This window comes from Bacteroidota bacterium (assembly GCA_016715945.1).
GTDB lineage: Bacteria > Bacteroidota > Bacteroidia > Bacteroidales > F082 > JALNZU01.
Window position 1 is genome coordinate 969135 of sequence record JADJXJ010000001.1, and the last position, 19792, is coordinate 988926.

At 49.9% G+C, this 19792-nt stretch carries 13 protein-coding genes, 2 pseudogenes and 1 riboswitch; of the genes and pseudogenes, 11 read left to right on the forward strand and 4 right to left on the reverse strand.

The window, feature by feature from the left end:
* Nucleotides 1-4: 4 nt before the first annotated feature.
* The 7 genes from trxB (at nt 5) to IPM52_03610 (ending at nt 11964) form a co-directional block, all read left to right on the forward strand.
* Nucleotides 5-955: a thioredoxin-disulfide reductase gene (gene trxB, locus IPM52_03580; protein ID MBK9290701.1), complete on the forward strand. Its 951-nt coding sequence runs from the start codon at nt 5-7 to the stop codon at nt 953-955.
* 94 nt (nt 956-1049) lie between these two features.
* A riboswitch (FMN riboswitch) is annotated at nt 1050-1172 on the forward strand.
* A 164-nt stretch (nt 1173-1336) separates the two neighbouring features.
* Nucleotides 1337-3898, forward strand: a complete 2562-nt coding sequence (locus IPM52_03585) for a TonB-dependent receptor (GenBank protein MBK9290702.1) — start codon at nt 1337-1339, stop codon at nt 3896-3898.
* A gap of 237 nt (nt 3899-4135) precedes the next feature.
* Nucleotides 4136-7444 (forward strand): TonB-dependent receptor, encoded by a 3309-nt coding sequence (locus IPM52_03590; protein ID MBK9290703.1) that lies wholly within the window; start codon nt 4136-4138, stop codon nt 7442-7444.
* Nucleotides 7445-7518: 74 nt separating this feature from the next.
* Nucleotides 7519-8751 (forward strand): alkaline phosphatase family protein, encoded by a 1233-nt coding sequence (locus IPM52_03595; protein ID MBK9290704.1) that lies wholly within the window; start codon nt 7519-7521, stop codon nt 8749-8751.
* A gap of 1 nt (nt 8752) precedes the next feature.
* Complete coding sequence (locus IPM52_03600; GenBank protein MBK9290705.1) at nt 8753-10087, forward strand: alkaline phosphatase family protein; 1335 nt, start codon at nt 8753-8755, stop codon at nt 10085-10087.
* Nucleotides 10088-10138: 51 nt separating this feature from the next.
* Nucleotides 10139-11308 carry an MFS transporter gene (locus tag IPM52_03605; protein ID MBK9290706.1) on the forward strand — a complete coding sequence of 390 codons (1170 nt, stop codon included), beginning with the start codon at nt 10139-10141 and terminating at the stop codon, nt 11306-11308.
* 50 nt (nt 11309-11358) lie between these two features.
* Complete coding sequence (locus IPM52_03610) at nt 11359-11964, forward strand: phosphatase PAP2 family protein (protein MBK9290707.1); 606 nt, start codon at nt 11359-11361, stop codon at nt 11962-11964.
* Here the strand turns inward: IPM52_03610 and dprA are convergent, their stop codons facing one another.
* Nucleotides 11965-13065 (reverse strand): DNA-protecting protein DprA, encoded by a 1101-nt coding sequence (gene dprA, locus IPM52_03615; protein ID MBK9290708.1) that lies wholly within the window; start codon nt 13063-13065, stop codon nt 11965-11967.
* Between the two features lie 47 nt (nt 13066-13112).
* Between dprA and IPM52_03620 the strand changes: the two genes are divergently transcribed.
* The 4 genes from IPM52_03620 (at nt 13113) to IPM52_03635 (ending at nt 16185) form a co-directional block, all read left to right on the forward strand.
* Complete coding sequence (locus tag IPM52_03620; GenBank protein ID MBK9290709.1) at nt 13113-14192, forward strand: glycosyltransferase; 1080 nt, start codon at nt 13113-13115, stop codon at nt 14190-14192.
* Between the two features lie 31 nt (nt 14193-14223).
* The gene (locus IPM52_03625; protein MBK9290710.1) at nt 14224-14958 is read left to right on the forward strand and encodes a hemerythrin domain-containing protein; all 735 of its coding nucleotides are present in this window, start codon (nt 14224-14226) and stop codon (nt 14956-14958) included.
* A gap of 6 nt (nt 14959-14964) precedes the next feature.
* A complete protein-coding gene (locus IPM52_03630; protein MBK9290711.1) occupies nt 14965-15579 on the forward strand; it encodes a response regulator transcription factor in 615 nt (204 codons plus the stop codon).
* A gap of 105 nt (nt 15580-15684) precedes the next feature.
* Entirely contained in the window at nt 15685-16185 is a 501-nt protein-coding gene (locus IPM52_03635) for a flavodoxin (protein ID MBK9290712.1), read from the forward strand.
* A 131-nt stretch (nt 16186-16316) separates the two neighbouring features.
* On the opposite strand, the pseudogene IPM52_03640 reads toward IPM52_03635, so the two are convergent.
* The 3 genes and pseudogenes from IPM52_03640 to IPM52_03650 all read right to left on the reverse strand — a co-directional run bounded on the left by IPM52_03640 (nt 16317) and on the right by IPM52_03650 (nt 19731).
* Nucleotides 16317-16637 (reverse strand): annotated as a pseudogene (locus IPM52_03640) (asparagine synthetase B).
* A gap of 16 nt (nt 16638-16653) precedes the next feature.
* Nucleotides 16654-18166: pseudogene (locus IPM52_03645) on the reverse strand (IS1634 family transposase).
* A gap of 296 nt (nt 18167-18462) precedes the next feature.
* Complete coding sequence (locus tag IPM52_03650; GenBank protein MBK9290713.1) at nt 18463-19731, reverse strand: asparagine synthetase B; 1269 nt, start codon at nt 19729-19731, stop codon at nt 18463-18465.
* Nucleotides 19732-19792: the final 61 nt, after the last annotated feature.

Sequence of the window (19792 nt, forward strand, 5' to 3'; positions counted from 1 at the left end):
AGCCATGCAAGCAACACATTTCGACAGCATCATCATCGGTGCAGGTCCGGCAGGACTAACCGCAGGCATTTACCTGTCGCGCGCCAAAGCAAATGTGCTGATTCTGGACTCCGGAGTGGCCGGAGGTCAGATGGTGCTGACCCACGAGATTGCCAACTATCCAGGATTTGAATCCATTTCGGGCTACGAGCTGGCCACCAGGATGAAAAACCAGGCCAAAAACTTTGGCTGCAAGCTGATGAGCGGTGTAAGCATCGAAGCAATTGATTTTGAATCGGAGCGAAAATGGTTACGGTTGACCAACGGCAAGGAATTTACGTCCGACAGCATCATCCTGGCCACCGGAGGCAGGTCGAAAAGCCTGGGCGTGCCAGGTGAAGACAAGTTTCGGGGAAGAGGCATCTCCTATTGCGCCACCTGCGATGGCGACTTCTTTACCGGAAAAACCATTGCCGTTGTTGGCGGAGGAAACACTGCCCTGGAGGAAGCCGACTCGCTGACAAAATATGCCTCGCACGTGACCATCATACACATGCTCGACACTTTCCAGGGTTTCAGGCATGCACAGGAGGTAGCTTATAACAACCCAAAAATCGATATCCGGATGCAAAGCCGCATCACGGAGTTTCTGGGCGACGACAAGCTGGAAGCTGTGATGGTCGAAAACCTGCTCACAGGCGAACACTACCGCATGGAGCTCGATGGTGTATTCGTTTTCATTGGTTATGAAGCCAATACCGATTTTCTGAAAGGAAAATGCATCGCCCTGAACGAACGTGGAGAAGTGATGGTGGATTCGGCAATGCAAACCAATGTGCCCGGAGTATTTGCCGCCGGCGATGCCAATGCCAAACGCTACCGCCAGATTACCCTGGCAACAGCCGACGGCACAATAGCTGCTTTGAGTGCGATGGAATACCTCAACAAACTGAAAATGAAACACGTAGAAGCATAAGGCCATAGCAGCCATTTTAATAGCTTGTATAAACTGATTTTAAATTGAGGTTGCAAAAAGAATGTTAAAAAATTAACACTATATTTGCAGCCGAAAAGTTCTTCGGGGCAGGGTGAAATTCCCGATCGGCGGTAAAGTCCGCGACTCCTGCGAAAGCAGGACTGAACCGGTGAAACTCCGGTACCGACAGTTACAGTCTGGATGGAAGAAGAACGAGTATCTGGAAACCTGCGTTGGGTAGCGTCCCGGCGTGGCATGATGTGTCAATACGACAGCATTCGTTTTTGTTGTACTCGTTACTTTTTTGGTTGAATGGATCCTGAGCCCCGGAGAATCTTCGGGGCTTAGTTTTTTACGTTTAAAAAAACCGGATAGAGTAACATGAGAACAACAACATTTTTAGCCTTATTCGTGATTTTGCTCGGATTGCAGGCAAGCGGCCAGCAACTTACAGGCAGGATATCCGACAAAGAGAGTGGTCTTCCGCTGGTGGGGGCGGAGATCAGGCTGCAGCATGGCAAAAAAGGCACCCTGAGCAATGCTTCAGGATTTTTTCAGCTCGCCGTGGATTCTGCAAGTGGCAGGCTAACCGTAAGTCACATCGGCTACCGCACACAGGAACTTGCATACCGTATTGCGGAAAGTCCGCTCCATATCATGATGGAGCGAAGCATTACCCAGCTGGATGAGATACAGGTGATGGCCCAGACGGCGCGGGAAGGACACACGCCTATTGCCTTCACCCGTATAGGAGCGGAAAAAATTGCCCTCACACTTGGCGACCGGCCTTTGCCAGAGGTTATGAGTTTCAGCCCCGGGGTGTATGCCAGCCGTGACGGGGGCGGATCGGGTGATGCTACCCTCAGCATCAGGGGATTTCAACAGGAAAACCTGGCGGTGTTGCTCAACGGCATACCGATCAACGGAGCCGAAAACGGATTGGTTTATTGGAACAACTGGATGGGTCTCACCGAAGTGGCGCGGAGCATTGAGTTTCAGCGTGGCATCGGGGCCAGCAAAATAGCCCAGAACTCTGTAGGAGGCACCGTAAACATCCTCACCACAGGCACAGGGAGCGAAGCCGGAGGCGTGCTGGCGCACCAGCTGACAAGTTATGGCAACACCCGTACATCGCTGAGTTACAACTCAGGCGAGCTGAGCAATGGTTGGTCGTACAGCCTGCTTGGTTCGCGTACGGCTGGTCCGGGCTATGTTGACGCCACTTATGTGGATGGCTGGGCCTATTTCCTGAGCATTGGCAAACAGATCGGGCCACACCAAAGGCTGTTGTTTACAGCCCTGGGCGGTCCGGAACGACACGGGCAGCGCAACTTCAAACTCAGCCAGGAAGAAATTGATCGATTTGGCCACAAGTACAACAAGGAGTGGGGACACGACAACGGCAGGATCAACAATGCCAGCGAAAACTTTTACCACAAACCACATTTTGGGCTTACTCATTACTTGCAGGCAAACAATAAAACCTTGCTGGTGAACACTTTATATTTCTCACCTGGTTGGGGTGGCGGAAAGTGGAACGATAGCTACCAATACGGTCCGGGGGTTTTTGCTTTCAGGAATGCAGCCGGCCAGATCGACTGGGATGCGATATACAGCTACAATGCAAACAATCAGGACACCGCCACACTTGCCAATGGCACACAGGTGAGTGGTTTCAGCAAGGTGGTACAAACCCATTTCCTGGCAAGTCACGTATGGGCAGGTGCGCTCAGCACACTGGAAACCGATCTGGGCAGCGGACTTCGGCTCACTACCGGCCTGCACTATCGCTATTTCAGCTCCACACTCCGCCAGGAAGTTGCCAGCTTGCTAGGTGGCAGGTTTTATATTGACGATTACAGCTGGTCGGCAGCCGGAGTTGCCGGCAGGCCTCAGATCCGCATGCCCGGCGACAACATCAGGCTGCACAACGGGGCAATTCTGAATATGTTAAGTGCCTTTGGTCAGCTGGAAAAAAGTTTTGGCAAGCTCAACACCTTTATAGCAGGCACCGTTTCGGGTCAGACCTACAGGCGCCGCGACCTGTATAACAATCCTGATCAACCGCTGAGCGAAACACTTGCACTTGGCGGCTTTGATCTTAAAGGTGGCATCAACTACAGGTTTGGGACGATGAGCAAACTGTATCTCAACATGGCCCATTTCAACCGTCTGCCCTATTACAAGTTTGTGTTTGGCAATTTCAACAACACCCCGGTACGTGATATCCGAAACGAAAAAGTAAACACCATCGAGGCAGGGTACGGGCTTACCGCTGAGCTGCTTAGCCTGAACCTTTCGGCTTACAATACGATTTGGAAAGACGTTTCATTCCTGACGCAGGAATACATCCAGCTCGAAAACAATACACAAACCCGGGCCATGGTGCGCGGCCTTGATGCTGTGCACAGAGGTCTGGAAGCGGATATGAGCCTCCGTTTAGCTGACAACCTGCGTCTTGGGCTGATTGCCGGTTTTGGCAACTGGAAATGGAACAAGGATGTTGAGGCCCGACTGTTCAACGACAGGGATATTGTGGTGGATACTGTGCAGGTGTTTGCCAAAGGTTTGTATGTGGGTGGAGCGCCACAACTGCAGGCAGGCATGCAACTCGAGCTCAGACTGTTCGACAAAATGAAATTCGAATGGCGCACCATGCACTTCGACAGACACTATGCATCTTTTGATCCTGCAGGCCGGCAAAATGCACAGGATCGCAGTCAGGCCTACAAACTGCCGGCAGCCACGGTAACAGATATTCATTTTTCCATGCCCCTGCGCCTGCTCGGGCACGAGGCAAAAGTTTATCTGAATGCAAACAATGTTTTTAACCAGGTGTACATCCTGAAGGGTGAAGACGGACAAAATCATGACCTGCAATCATTCAGAGGTTTCTGGTCGTTTGGCCGCCATTTCGACATGGGCCTGAGGCTTGTACTATAATCGAAGCCCAGTCGCCTACAATATTAATTTTGTGTTAAGAAAAGCCCATCCGTCCGACAAAAATTTTTCGACATTTTTTCAACACATATTGATATATAATAATCTGTCAATCAAATATTTAATTTAAAATTTTCAGATTCTTTCCTCATATGTTAACATTTACTTAATCAAAGAACGAATCTGTCTCCATACTTTTGTGGCCGTGAACAAACTATTCATTCACCAATTAAACCGTTTATGAAAAAAAACCTACTTTCAGGCATGATGACCATGCTGCTGATGTTTCTATTTCAGGCAGCATTTGCTCAGGGTGTAACCACCTCAGCACTGAGCGGAAGAGTAACTGACAGCAAAGGCGAAACCCTTCCTGGGGCTACTGTGGTTGCTGTGCATAATCCTTCTGGAACTGTTTACGGAACCATCACCGGAGCCGATGGCCGCTATTTTATCCCATCGATGAGGATTGGCGGGCCTTACACAGTTACGGTCAGCTTCGTTGGTTACAAAGAATCGCAGTACAAGGACATTTTCCTCGCGCTGGGTACTGCTACCAATCTGAACGCAGTGCTTTCGGAAACTGCCCTCGAACTGGGTGAGATTGTTGTTACCGGCAAGAAAGATGCCGTTTTCAGCTCCGACCGGACAGGCGCCGCCACCACCATTCCTAACGAAGCCATACGCACGCTCCCCTCGCTCAGCCGTTCCATCAACGATTTCACCCGCCTGACTCCCCAGGCCAGTGGTCGCTCGTTTGCAGGTCAGGACTCAAGGCTGAACAACATCACCATCGACGGCTCGATCTTCAACAACAGTTTTGGTTTGGCTGACCAGCCCGGCGGCCGTACCGGCAAAGCCCCCATTGCCCTGGATGCAATCGAAGAGATTCAGGTTAACATTGCTCCTTACGACGTTCGTCAGGCAGGTTTTGTGGGCGCCGGCATCAACGCTGTGACCAAGAGTGGTACCAACGAATTCAAAGGCTCGGCATACTTTACCAACCGTAACGAAAAACTGGTTGGTTCGAAAGCCAATGGAAAAGAGGTAACCTCCACCGACTTCAACGTCAATCAGTTTGGCGCCAACCTGGGCGGCCCAATCATCAAAAACAAGCTCTTCTTCTTTGCCAGTGCAGAGTTTGACCGCGATGCCCGTCCTGCCACACCTTTCCGCGCCAACAACGGAGGTGAACCCGTTGGCGGCAACGTTACCCGTGTGCTGCGCAGCGACCTCGACAACCTGCGTTCGTTCCTGAAAGAAAAATTCAACTACGAAACAGGACCATACGAAGGCTACAACAGCGAAGCCTTCGGAGACAACCTGATTGCAAAGCTCGACTACAACATCTCCAAAAATCATAAAGCCAGCCTGCGTTACAACTATTTTAACTCGCAAACCGACGTGCTTGCCAGCAACAGTTCTTCGCTTGGTTTTGGTAACCGTCGCAGCAACACCCAGGCTCTCAACTACCAAAACACCAACTACATCCAGAAAGAAAAAATTCACTCCATCATCGGTGAGCTCAACAGTGTTTTCGGAAAAGTAACCAACAACCTCATTCTTGGTTATACCTATCAAAATGAAGACCGTGGTTCGCGCGGTGATTTCTTCCCACTTGTAGAAATTCAGGAATCTGCCAATACTTACATCTCCTTTGGTTTTGAGCCATTTACTCCCAACAACAAGCTGCAATACAGCACCCTGCAATTGCAGAATAACGTAACCTATTTCGCTGGAAAGCATGTATTTACGGGTGGTATAAACGTTGAACGCTTCTCGTTTGAAAACGTATTCTTCCCTGGTTCGCAGAGTGTTTATGTGTACAACAGCCTTGCTGACTTTTACACCGACGCCAATGCACACCTGGCCAATCCGAACCGTGGTGTGGGCGATCCAAACTTTGAAGGACCTGTTACCCTGCGTCGCTTCCAGCTTCGTTATTCCGCCCTGCCTGGGGGAGCCGAGCCTGTGCAGCCCACCAAAGTTACCTATGCTGGCGCCTACATCCAGGATGAGTTTTCACCCATCGAAGGCCTGAACATCACTGCCGGCGTGCGTATTGACGTACCTTTCTTTGCCGAAACAGGTTACTACAACGAAACTGTCGCCAACCAGAACTTCATTGACCGCGACAAAAACCGCAACTACAAAATCAGCACCGCTAAATTGCCCGATCCAAAGCCTTTGTTCTCACCCCGTTTGGGCTTCAACTACGAAGTGCTGAAAGATCGCAAGCTTCAGGTGCGCGGTGGTAGCGGCCTGTTCACCGGCCGTCCGGCATTTGTCTGGATCTCGAACCAGATTGGCAACAACGGTGTACTCACCGGTTTCACCCAGGTGGACAACACCAAGAAGTACTTCTTCAGCCCCGATCCAAAGCGCTGGATCCCCGCCAATGCTTCGCTGCCCTCGTCTTACGAACTGGCCATTACCGATCCCAACTTCAAGTTTCCCCAGATCTGGCGTTCGAACCTGGCTGTTGACGGCAAACTGCCTTTCGATCTGATTGGTACTGTTGAGTTTATCTACACCAAAGAAATCAACGGTATCGGCTACTTCAACGCCAACCTGCCCGACAGCACCCAAAACTTCGCAGGCCCCGACCAGCGCCCGTACTATCTTGCACGCCGCATCAACAACAATGTGGTGAATGCGATTGTCCTCGACAACGAAGGCAAAGGCAGCAGCAATATGCTGGCATTGAGCCTTGAGCGTCCTTTCAGCAATGGCTTCTTCGCCAAAGCCAGCTACTCGAGGGGTGTTTCCAAGAACACCGTGAACCCCGGTTCAATTGCCGCCGGCTCTTACAATAACAACGCCATCGTGTTCGATCCCAACAACGCACCTGTTGCCTTCTCCGACTACGATCAGCCCAGCCGTTTCTTCCTGGCCGCTTCTTATCGCAAAGAATACGCAGGCTTTGGTGCCACCCAGGTGGGTATCTTCGTCGAAGGTCGCGATCAAGGACGTTTCAGCTACATTTACTCGACCGACATGAACAACGACGGCAACCTCAACGACCTGATGTACATCCCCAAGGATAAGTCGGAGATGAACTTCCAGACTTACAAGCCTTCGGTTAGTGGCTTGACCGCAACAGCTGACTACACCGCCGAACAGCAGGCCGAAGATTTCGAAAAATACATCCTGCAGGACAAGTACCTCAGCAAAAACCGCGGCAAATATGCAGAGCGCAACGGTGCGGTCATTCCTTACATCTGGCAGATTGACCTCAACATCACCCAGGAATTCTTTGTCAATGTGAATGGAAAGCGCAACACCATCCAGCTGAGCGCCAACCTCTTCAACTTTGGCAACCTGCTCAATGACAAATGGGGCGTAGGTTATGTGGTGAACAGCAGCCGACCCGTAAGGTATCAGACACGCGACAACCAGGGCAATCCTGTGTATCGCATGAACGTACTGGGTGTAAGGAAAGTTAACGATACCACCAACGAAATCATCCCGATCACCGAAACCTTCAGCCGCCGCAACAGCCTGTCTGACGTATGGCAAGGACAAATCGGTATCAAGTACATCTTTAACTAAAACTTAAAGTTGTAACCTGACAAAGCCTCCCCCACCGGGAGGCTTTTTTTATTTTTGTCCGGAATCAGTCCAAAATGAAGCTTCTTCACAACTTTCTGCTTGTCAACGTTGTAGCTCTTTTACTCGCAGCGAATTTTCAATACCCCGAACCCAAACACAAACCCGGCCAATATCTAGTAGTACTTTCGATGGACGGATTCCGTTGGGATTACCTTGAAAAGGCACGCACCCCCAACCTGGATGAGATTGCAAAATCAGGCGTTCGTGCCGAACGTTTCATACCAAGTTTTCCCACAACCACCTTTGCCAACCACTACACCATGGCCACCGGTCTGCGCCCCAGCAAACATGGTATCGTAGCCAACAGCTTCTACGATCCGTTGACCGACAGGTATTTCAACCGCCCTGGAAACAGAAAAAGTGTTGAAGACGGTACGTTCTACGGTGGCGAACCCATCTGGGTGACGGCAGAATTGCAGGGCATCCGCACTGCCACTTGTTTTTGGGTAGGCAGCGAGGCCGATGTCAAGGGCATCCGCCCGACTTATTGGAAGCTTTATCAACACAATATGCCCTTTGCCGACCGCATCGACACGGTGCTCTACTGGCTTGGCCTGCCAGAATCGCGGCGTCCGCAACTTGTGATGTGGTATATGGATGAGCCGGATTCGAAAGGACACCGCCTTGGCCCGGAAAACGACAGCCTGATTCCGTTGATTGAAAGGCTCGATAGTCTGGTGGGCGTTTTTCACGCCAGACTGAAAGCCCTTCCTTTTTATGACCAGATAAATATCATCGTGGTTTCCGACCACGGCATGGCCCAACTCAATCCCGACAAGAAAGTCGTTCTCGACCACTTTGTTGATACTACGGCAATCATAGGCTTTGATGGCGGGAGTCCGGTGATGAATTTCAGGATAAAACCGGGCCGGCTGGAGGAATTCCTGGATCAACTTGCCAGGGTGCCAAATATTCGTTACTGGAAACGCGGCCATGCCCCGGCATATCTCGAAGCAGGCGACCATCCGCGCCTTCACGATGTGACCGTGCTGGCCGACAACGGCTATACCCTCAGCTGGTCAGGTGAACGCTGGCGGCTTAGGGGTGCACATGGTTACGACAACACCAACCCTGATATGCACGGCATTTTCCTGGCCAAAGGGCCGGCGTTCCTGAATGACGGATATACCAAAAAGCCATTCCACAACATCCATCTTTACCAGCTTATGGCCGAAATATTGGGACTACAACCGGCCCAAACCGATGGATCGCGGGATTCAATACATGATTTACTCAAAACACGTTAACATGAAACACTTGCTCCACCAGCTGACATTGTTTGTTTTTTTGTTTTTGCCCGCAATGGATGTTTTTGCCCAGCATCCAAAGTTGCAGTCCGGTCCCATGCCAGGCTACAGCGAAATGCGCGAAGCCGTGGTCTGGGTGCAAACCACCGAAGCTGCCACAGTTCAGATGCGCTACTATCCCCTGGATAACGCAAAAAACGTTCGATTATCCGACCCGGTAAAAACTGAAAAACAACGTGCCCACACCGCTGTTCTGGTTGCTGATCAGGTTAAACCCGGCACACGCTATGTGTACGAAATTCTTATTGATGGCGAAGCAGTAAAACTTCCCTACTCTACTGAATTTCAGACACAAAAGATTTGGAAATGGAGAGGCAATCCACCCGAATTCAGCTTTTTGACTGGCAGCTGTGCCTACATCAATGAGGAAGAATTCGACCGCCCTGGCAGACCTTACGGAGGTGATTACCGTATTTTTGAAAATATGGCGACACATAAGGCAGATTTCATGCTTTGGCTGGGCGACAATATTTACCTGCGCGAACCGGACTGGAACAGCCGTACGGGGATTCTTGCCCGTTGGACCCATACACGTTCCACAAAAGAGCTGCAGCCCTTCCTGGCCTCGACCCACCACTATGCCATCTGGGACGATCACGACTATGGCCCAAACGACTCCGACCGTGGTTTTTTCAATAAAAACCTGACCCTTGAAGCTTTCAGCTATTTTTTTGCAAATCCTACCGTGGGCGTGGGTGACATCGAAGGCGCAATCACGAGTTTTCAATGGGGCGATGCCGACTTCTTCCTGCTCGACAACCGCTGGTACCGCGACCCGGATAACCTGATTGCAGAAAACAAAAGTATCCTGGGCGAGAAACAACTGCAATGGTTGCTCGACAACCTGGTAAGCAGCTTAGCTACCTTTAAAATAGTAGCCATGGGTGGTCAGTTTCTGAGCACTGCCCGGATGTTCGAAACGTATATCAACAATGGTTTTGAGGCCGAGCGGCAGAAAATCATCGACTTTATTCACCAGCATAACATCAAAAACGTCGTTTTTGTGACCGGCGATGTGCACTTTACAGAGATGTCGAAGCTGGAAATGGAAGGCAAGCCCACGATTTACGACCTCACGTTTTCGACCATGACAGCCGGTGTAAATGCCAGAGGAGGTGAATGGAACAACACCTTAAGGGTACCCGGCACAGTGGTCACCAAACGTAATTTCGGAAAGGTAAGCTTCCGGGGTGAGAACCGCAATCGCGAGTTGGTGGTGGAATGTTACGACACCGACAACCAGCTCCAATGGCAGCAAATCATCAAACAGGAATAAAACTGAATTAATTCTTTGGTCCCAAGGGAGACTCGACAACACCGCCCTCTAATGAGAAACAAAATCATCACCCGGAATGTCTGGTACCTGGCATTGGTAAGTTTGATGGCCGATGTGGCCAGCGAGTTGCTCTACCCTGTGGTGCCGGTATATCTCAAGACCATCGGATTTTCTGTTTTCATGATTGGCCTGCTCGAGGGCATAGCCGAAGCTGTGGCCGGACTGAGCAAAGGTTATTTTGGTCAGTGGTCTGATCGCCGTGCGAGCCGGATGCCCTTCGTGCGCACAGGATATTTGCTGTCGGCCGTGGCAAAACCTTTGATGGTAGCTTCGGTGCAGCCGCTGATAGTGTTTCTGGCCCGTACAGCCGACCGCTTCGGCAAAGGCATACGCACCGCACCCCGCGATGCGTTGCTGGCGGCTGAGGCTGGCAAGCAACACAAGGCCAAAGTATTTGGTTTTCACCGTGGTATGGATACCCTTGGTGCAGTCTTCGGCCCTTTGCTTGCGCTTGCTTTCCTGTCAGCCTATCCTGGGGCGTATGTCAGCTTGTTTCTGCTGGCAGCCATTCCGGGTCTTATTGCCGTTGGCCTTACTTTTGGCGTGAAAGAGAAAAAGGAAGAGGCTGCTGTTAAAGCGCGTCCGGGTTTTCTTGAGTTTTTCAGATACTGGAGACAAAGCCCTGCGACTTTCCGGCGGCTTATAGCGCCCATGATTTTCTTTGCCCTGTTCAATAGCAGCGATATGCTGCTCATTCTCAGGATGCGCGAGCTGACCGGCAGCGATCAGACGGCTATCATGGCATATATTCTTTACAACCTGGTTTATGCGCTGGCCTCGTATCCCCTTGGAAGCCTGGCAGATAAAATTGGCCTTAAAACCGTATTCAGCCTTGGTCTGGTGATTTTTGCCGCAGCGTATGCCGGCATGGGATTGCAGGCCACCTTGGTTCAGGGCTTTATATTGTTTGGGGTGTATGGCATCTATATGGCAGCCACCGAAGGCATCTCCAAAGCCTGGGTTTCGAAGGTTGTTCCACCCGACGAAACCGCAACAGCTATCGGTCTGTTCTCGGCATTGCAAAGCCTGGCCCTCATGCTCGCCAGCAGCATAGCCGGCGCAGTTTGGGCACTTTATGGCGCAACTGCTGCTTTTATGCTCACCGCCGCTGCCAGTATGATCACTTTGGTATGGCTCCAGCTGGCTATGCGCAAAGAATGATCTTTTACTCAGACTTTTTTTGGAACTTTGGCACAAACAAATAGTTTGCTTTGAAGGGTAAAAAACTCATTCTCCTGCTTGTGTCGTTGCTGGCTATGCTGTCGGCTGCGCTTCTGGCCTGGTCGCAGTTGGATGTGCAGTTGCTGCACGAGATCAATGCAGGCCGGCAGAGGCAGTTCGACACCTTGTTTATCGTGATTACCCACACTGCTGGGCCTTTTACCTTTGGTATTCCTGTAATCATGCTGATTGTGGCGCTTTTGCGCTACGACAGGCTGCTGCGGCTGGCATCCTGGTATGTGATGATTTCGGTGGCTGTGGCCGTAGCCATTACCAATCTGCTCAAATACACCATCAATCGCCCTCGGCCATTCGAAACCTATACTTTTATTGAGAAGCTTACCTCCGGTGGGAGTCCATCATTTCCAAGCGGCCACACCTCCGATGCATTTGTGCTGGCCATGGCTTTAAGTCTGGCGTTCAGAAAATGGTGGGTTACGATGCTCTCATTTATCTGGGCTTTTGCCATGGGCTACACCCGGATGGGACTGGGCGTACACTATCCGGCCGACGTGCTCACGGGAGCCGTGGTGGGTGTGGCTTCGGCATTTGTGGTGTATGAGCTTACCCGCGAGAGACTGCTGCCAGGTAAATAATCAGTTGTTTAACCGGTAACGCTTTCCGGGAAGCGCACTCACCACACCATCGAATTCGAGTCCGAGCAGCAAACCGGCAAGCCGCGAAGCCGGAAAGCCGCTGCGCAACATGAGGTCGTCCAGGGCACACTCTTTTTCCCCATTGAAACACGACAGCAGTTGTTGCTCCTCATCGCTGAATTCCCTGAAAAGCTTTGTTTGCGCCGAAATGGGCTGCTGCTTGTTGTCCCAGCCCATGCTGTATATCAGGTCGGCGGCATTGCGGATCAGGGCAGCCTTGTTGGTACGGATCAGGTGGTTGCAACCTTCGCTGAAGGCATCGTTGACGCGCCCGGGCAAGGCAAACACATCGCGGTTGTACGACGATGCTATATCGGCAGTGATGAGCGCTCCACCTTTCACTCCCGACTCAACGACAATCAGGGCATCAATCATCCCGGCCACAATGCGGTTTCGCCTGGGGAAGTTTTCCTTGTCGGGCAAGGTCCCGGAAGTGAATTCGGTGAGCAGCCCCCCATTGTGCAGCATCTTCTCGGCCAGACCTTTGTTGGCGTATGGATAAATCCTGTCGAGCCCATGCCCCAGCACTCCGACGGTGGGCAGCCCTGCCTTCACTGCGGCACGGTGGGCTGCAGTATCGATGCCATAGGCCAGACCGCTGACAATGAGCACCCCCAGGGGCGCAAGTCCATCTACAAGCTGGTCGCACAGCTGCCTGCCATACTCGGTGGCATTGCGCGTACCCACGATCCCGACCACATATGTGGCATTGAGGTCGGCATCGCCTTTGTAATACAGCATGATGGGGCTGTCGGCACAGTGCTGCAAACGTTTAGGATAAGCTTTGTCGAGGTAAAACAAAGGTTTGATGTGGTACTTCACCACGAAAGCTATTTCCTCCTCCGCCCGGTCGAATACACTATGATTAAGGAGATTATGAATTGAAGCCGGCCCCATGCCGGGAATCTTTTCGAGCTGACGTTTCTTTTCACGGAACACAGCTTCGGGGCCACCGCAATAGGCCACGAGCTTTTTGCCCAGCACGTCGCCAATGCCCGGCACCAGTGTCAATGCTATTTTGTAAAGGAGCTGGTCTGTCATTCGTGCCAAAATTAGGAAAAAGCCTAACTTCGCCCAAAACACCCGGTTTGTCAGCCCATAAAAAACGCATTCTTGTATGTCCGCTCGACTGGGGCATCGGGCATGCCTCACGCTGCGTGCCCATCGTCCGAAGGCTTATCGCTTCGGGCCATGAGCCGGTGATTGCTGCAAGCGGAAATGGCAAGGCCTTGCTGCAAAGCCACTTCCCGGAAGTGGAAGTTATTGATTTTCCTTCTGTACAAATCAAATACAGCCGTGGCAAACATCTGGGATGGAAACTCCTGTGGCAGATGCCGGGATTTATTTTCGGAATAATTCGTGAACATCAAAAACTTCAGCAAATTATTCACGACAGAGGCATTGATGCCCTCATTTCCGACAACCGCTTTGGCTGCTGGTCGAAAAAAATTCCCTGTGTCTATATTACCCATCAGGTGAACCTGATCGCACCGCTTTTTCCCCGGCTGCTCTCTCCCATTCTCAGCCGGATGCACCATTGGATAATCAGAAGATATACAGCATGTTGGATTCCTGACTTAAAGGGAGAACCAAACCTGGCGGGAAAGCTTTCGCACCCCCCGCCCGAAAAACCGGAAAGCAGCTATGTTGGTTTGCTGAGCCGGTTCAATCATGCAGTGAAACAGGATACCTCTCACAGACCTTATGTGCTGGCCATCCTTTCCGGCCCGGAACCTCAGCGCAGCCTGCTGGAAGAAAAACTCATCTTAGAACTTACAGAATACGAACTTGTTATCGTCCGTGGACTACCCGGACAGCATACCCCTCCCCCACCCAATGCCAGAACTACCTGGTATAACCACGTGGACGACCAAACCTTTGTTTCGCTTGTGGCCGGGGCTGCCCACATTATCTGTCGCTCAGGCTATTCCACTATAATGGATCTTGGGGCCCTTGGGCGAACTGCCCACCTGATACCTACCCCGGGACAAACAGAGCAGAAATATCTTGCCCTGCACCTGGGCAAGATGGGGCTATTCAGCTGGCAAAGCCAAAACGGACGCATCCTATTGCCAGCGCAATCCGGCTCTCTGTCGCCTGCTTTGCTGGCACATCTGAAAACAGACCACCTGACCCTGGCGGTGGATGCGTGGCTCCATCAGCTTTAATCCGTATTTTTGTACGTAAATTCTAAAGCAAATGCATATCAGCAAAGACATGAAGATGGTGGATGTGGTGCATCTGAATCACCATCTCATCCACATCATCCATCGCTTTGGCATACAGCTGGGTTTTGGCGAAAAAACAACCGCTGAACTCTGTGCCGAGTATGGCATCGACCTGCCTTTCTTCCTCGAAGTGCTCAATACCTATCACGACCCTTCTTACTTTCCGGTGCACAACTTGCAGCAATTCGCTGCAAGCCAGCTTATTACCTATCTGAAACGCACCCACCACGATTACCTCGAATACCGGATACCCGAAATCGAGGCGCTGCTCAATAATCTCATGGAACGACCTGACCTGGACGGAAAAAGCCGCAGTCTGCTGAGCGATTTTTTCCAGCAATACAAATCCGAGCTTACGCGGCACATTCAGAACGAAGAGCAGATTGTTTACCCATATATCCTTGCCCTTGAGCGTTTTACGCTGAGCGGCAACGATGATGACCTGGCTTACCTCAGGTCGCTGCAATACTCAATACAGAAATACGAGGAAGAGCACGACGATGTAGAGGCCAAGCTATTCGACCTTAAGAACATCATTATCAAATACATACCAAAGCCAAAAGACAGCAGGCTGCTCAACAGAATCCTGCACGAGCTTTTCGAACTCGAGGCGGATCTGAACAATCATGCGCACATGGAAGACCTGATTCTTGTGCCCATAGTGGAGCAAATGGAACGCAGGCTGTCGTCAACCCAAAAGGCCTAAGCAAGCATGGAGCAACCCCTGGTGATATTGCTCATCGAGCCTTCCTTTCTTGTGCGTGAAGGGTTTAAGATCCTCTTCAGCCAGATGGGACTCTCGTTTCGTATGGAAGAAACAGATCTCCCGGTGGCCAATCTGGGTAAGCTGGTACAACGGTCGCAGGCCAGGTTGGTCATAGTAAACCCAGAACTGTTGCTCCAGCCATATATCAACCGTACCGACACCAGGCTTTCGGGAATCAGTTTTGTGGGACTGCTCAATCCCCATCAACCCCAGCCGGCTACAGGACAGTTTGATGCCGTTGTACCCTGCAATGCAGCACGCGCCGAATTGTTGAAAACATTCGAGGAATTATTTCGCAGGCAGGGCATACTCGACGAAGTTCAGTCGGACCAGCAGCTCAGCGAGCGCGAAACCGAAATTCTGCGCCTGGTGGCATTGGGCCTGACCAATAACGAAATCAGCGAGAAGCTTTTCATCAGCGTGCACACTGTGATGACGCACCGAAAAAACATCACCCGGAAGCTGGGCATTAAAACCGTCTCAGGTCTGACGGTTTACGCCATCCTCAACAAGCTGATCATGGCCGAGGAACTCAAAGGTGCTCAAAACCTGCAGGATTGACGAACCTTTTGCAGCAGAGGAGATTGTTTACACCGGTAAAAGTGATAATTTGCAGGAATAGTGTATCTTTGCAACCGTTTTTAGAATGATTTTAAATAACACCAAATGGAAAAAATAGGCATCTTCTACGGTAGCACAGGCGGAAGCACCAGATCGGTTGCAGAGCGCATAGCCAAAGCATTTGGCAAAAGGGCTGAGCTGCACAACATTGGCGAAACCACGCCTGAGATGATCGACGGTTACAAATACCTCATTTTTGGCACCTCGGCCTGGGGAATCGGCGATATGCAGGACGACTGGGAATATTTTATCTACGAGCTCGATCAGATTAACTTCGACGGTAAGAAAGTGGCATTGTTCGGATTGGGCGATCAGGCAGAATATTCCGACAGTTTTGTGGACGGCCTCGGCACCCTTTACTGCCGCCTGCCAAACAAGGATGTCGTAGTCGGGCAATGGCCTCTTGAAGGATACAAGTTTGCTTTTTCGCTGGCTGAAAAAGACGGCAGCTTTGTAGGCCTCGTGATTGACGAGCACAACCAGGCCGACCAGACGGATGCCCGCATCAAAAAATGGGTCAAAATTTTGGAAAAGGAATTTGAATAAGCCTCAAAGATCAATTAAAAGGCTGCTCCGGACGGAGCAGCTTTTTTTATTTTAGCTAAATGCGATTGCAGCGTTTATTAACACTCCCTGCAGCTCATTCTGGTGAAATTCATTTTATTAGGCCCTAAGCTTCAGGTTTTCTGTTTTTTCTTTTTGGCGGCCGGAAAGAGCACGTTGTTAAGGATGAGCCTGTATCCGGGCGAATTGGGGAACATGTCCAGATCGGTGGGCGGGTCGCCTACCAGGTGTTGATAATCTTCCGGGTCATGACCTCCGTAAAATGTCCAGAAACCATTGCCAAATGTGCCATGAATGTACCTGTCCTCGCCAAAACCTTTGTTGTCGGCCAGCACAATGACTTCCGACTTCACAAAATCTTTGTTGAATGCCGTGGTTTGACCCATAAAACCTTTGATGACCCGCTCGTGGCTTTGGGTGAGCATGGTAGGCACACCTGACTTCCGCAAATTAACACCCTATATCAAAGATTTGGGCCAGTTTCATTTGCTCTTCGGTCAGCAGTAGGATTTTCTTGATTTTTTCTTTTTGTTTTGGGGTGGTAATTTCGATTTCGTAAATGCTTTGTGCGATTTCAATTACTTTTTCTGCTGAGAGATCTGAACATTTCTCTTTTAACTGTCTTTCAAGCTCTTTGAAAACTTTATATGCCACAAAATTCAGGCAGATGTGTGCTTCAATCCTTCTTTGCTTATAGTGGAAGATTGGTCTGATTTTCAGATCTGTTTTAGCAATTCTGAAAGCACGCTCAATTAGCCACAGTTGGTTGTAGTTTTCAAGTATTTCCTCTTTGGGCAGGGTAGAATTGGTCAAGTATCCCTTTAAGCCATCCCATCTTTGGTCTTGCTGTATCTTTTGCTGATCAATGCGAACTTGAACTTGCCCATCTATTTCCAGGAATTTGTTGTAGCCTCGATTGTTGATAGCTGCTTTTGTAAGCCTGCCTGTCTTGATTGCTTTTTCTAATCGTTTAAGCCCCTTTTTCCCGGTTGTATTTATCTTTTCTGCTCTTTGATGGGAGTAGTTGACTAAAAGCCTGAACCCTTCTTTCTCAATGACTATTGTGTCACCATCATTAAAAGTATGGCTGCAGATCTTTTCTTTTATCCACTGAGCTTCATTTTTGATCCTTGCTCCTAAAATAAAATCATGTCCGTTGACTGTAAGCTCTTCAATGTTAGATTGCGACAGCAAACCTGAATCAGCTACAACAGTCAGTTTTTCGATGTTATACTTTTGCTTGAACCCATTGATAACGGGTAACATGGTATGCCCTTCGAATTTTTTCCATCAAAAACATCGTAAGCCAAAGGATAGCCTCCTTGACGACAAGCAGCCCTAAAACAATTTGTGGATTTTGATGCCTTCCTTCTTTCGAAAATCCCGTGCGCCGAAAATCATCTTCACCGTCGGTCTCAAAATAAATCGTCGTTACATCATAAAACACCACTTGAACCCTTTGGGCAAGTATACGCATCGTGTGCTTATAGCTGATTTGCTGAACAAGCTCCTTCTGAGTGTTATAAAGCTTGTCCATGTATCGATAAATATTGTCCTCCGAAATGGATTTCTGGGCATACCGGTAAAGGTATTCTGTTGTCTTTAATTTACTCCTGGGATAAACCAACCTGTACAAAACCAAGTATTTAAACAACGGATCAATGACCTGATTAAAACCAATCTCATCAAATATCTTTCCCAGAATCAGATCGATACCAACAAGCTTGTGGGATGTGATAGCGTCGAGCAGACCCGCATAAACGGCTCTCTCCTGGTCAAAGTCAAACTCCGCTAACGACTGATACTCTTTAATCCATTGTTGAGCCCGTCTTACCAGAGCCTCTAAAGCATCCTCATCAGTGGCAGCCCCAAAACTCTTCCTAACTTTATACTTGCGGTCGAGCTTCTCAACTACTTGTACATAGATCCTGCCGCTTTTATGCTTTAGCTTCCTGACAAACACCCGCAAATATCATAACAAAAACCAAATTAACACCCAAAATTCCAAACACCCAATTTTTAAAACACAGACATACAACAACTTACAATGCAAAATTCAAAAATTCAAAAAAGTCTGCGGAAGTCAGGAAAAAATGGGTCAAGATTTTGGAAAAGGAATTTGAATAAACCCCAAAAAGCACAAAAAAGGCTGCCCCCAACCGGAGCAGCCTTTTTTATTGTTGCGAAATACGATTGAAGGGTTTAATTACCCTGCCTGCAGCTTATTCCTGTTATTTCTATTTCGCAGTGCCTTGCGACTCAGGTTTTCTGTTTTTTCTTTTTGGCGGCCGGAAAGAGCACGTTGTTAAGGATGAGCCTGTATCCGGGCGAATTGGGGAACATGTCCAGATCGGTGGGCGGGTCGCCTACCAGGTGTTGATAATCTTCCGGGTCATGACCTCCGTAAAATGTCCAGAAACCATTGCCAAATGTGCCATGAATGTACCTGTCCTCGCCAAAACCTTTGTTGTCGGCCAGCACAATGACTTCCGACTTCACAAAATCTTTGTTGAATGCCGTGGTTTGACCCATAAAACCTTTGATGACCCGCTCGTGGCTTTGGGTGAGCATGGTAGGCACAGGATCCCATTTTGCTGAAAAGTCGAACAGCACAAACACATCATTGCTCTGGTTGATGCTCCGCGAGCGGTAGTTGGTCACATCAATATTGCTGATTTCGTATTCCATGGGATTTGTGACCAGGGTAAAATCGGTAAACGCAAAGCAATTGTGGTATTGTATCATTTCGGGATGCCCCGGACCGATAGGGTCGCCATCGAACATCACATCGCAAATATCCAGTCCCTCAGCCGAGATGGCCACATCGAAGCTGTCGGTGGCCGAGCACATGGCAAACATGTATCCGCCTCCGGCCACAAATTCGCGTATCTTGTTGACTACGGCCAGCTTGAGTTGCGAAACCTTTTGAAACCCATGCCTGGCTGCTGTGGCTTCCTGCATACGCACGTCTTCCTGATACCAGGGGAAATTTCGGTAGCGTGCCCAAAACTTGCCATATTGCCCGGTAAAATCTTCATGATGCAGGTGAAGCCAGTCGTAAGTGGGCAACACCCCCGTGAGCACCTCATCGTCGTAAATCACATCGTAAGGTATCTCGGCGTAGGTGAGCACAAGGGTAACAGCATCGTCCCAGGGCAGTTTGTTTTTAGGTGAATAAACTGCAATGCGTGGAGCTTTCTGCAGTTTCATTTCATCCATATTGTTGCCCATGTCGGCTATCTCGGCCAGAATGGCATCGGCCTGGGCATTGGCAATCACCTGAAAGCTCACATTGCGCAGGCGGCATTCCTTTTCGATATCGGGATGGTGCGGAATGAGGTACGACCCTCCCCTGTAGTTTAGCAACCAGCTGATTTCCACATCCTGAGCGAGCACCCAGTAGGCCACCCCATAAGCTTTGAGGTGATTCGTCTGGCTGTGGTCCATTGGAACCAGGATGTAAGCCGCTTTCAGACCTGAAGAAAGAAAGGCAAAGACGATTATGAATATTAACGCAAACTTTTTCATGTTGCCAAAAATAATAGTACAGCGCAGATTCCGCCCGTCGGTCAACCCTTAAAATTGTTAA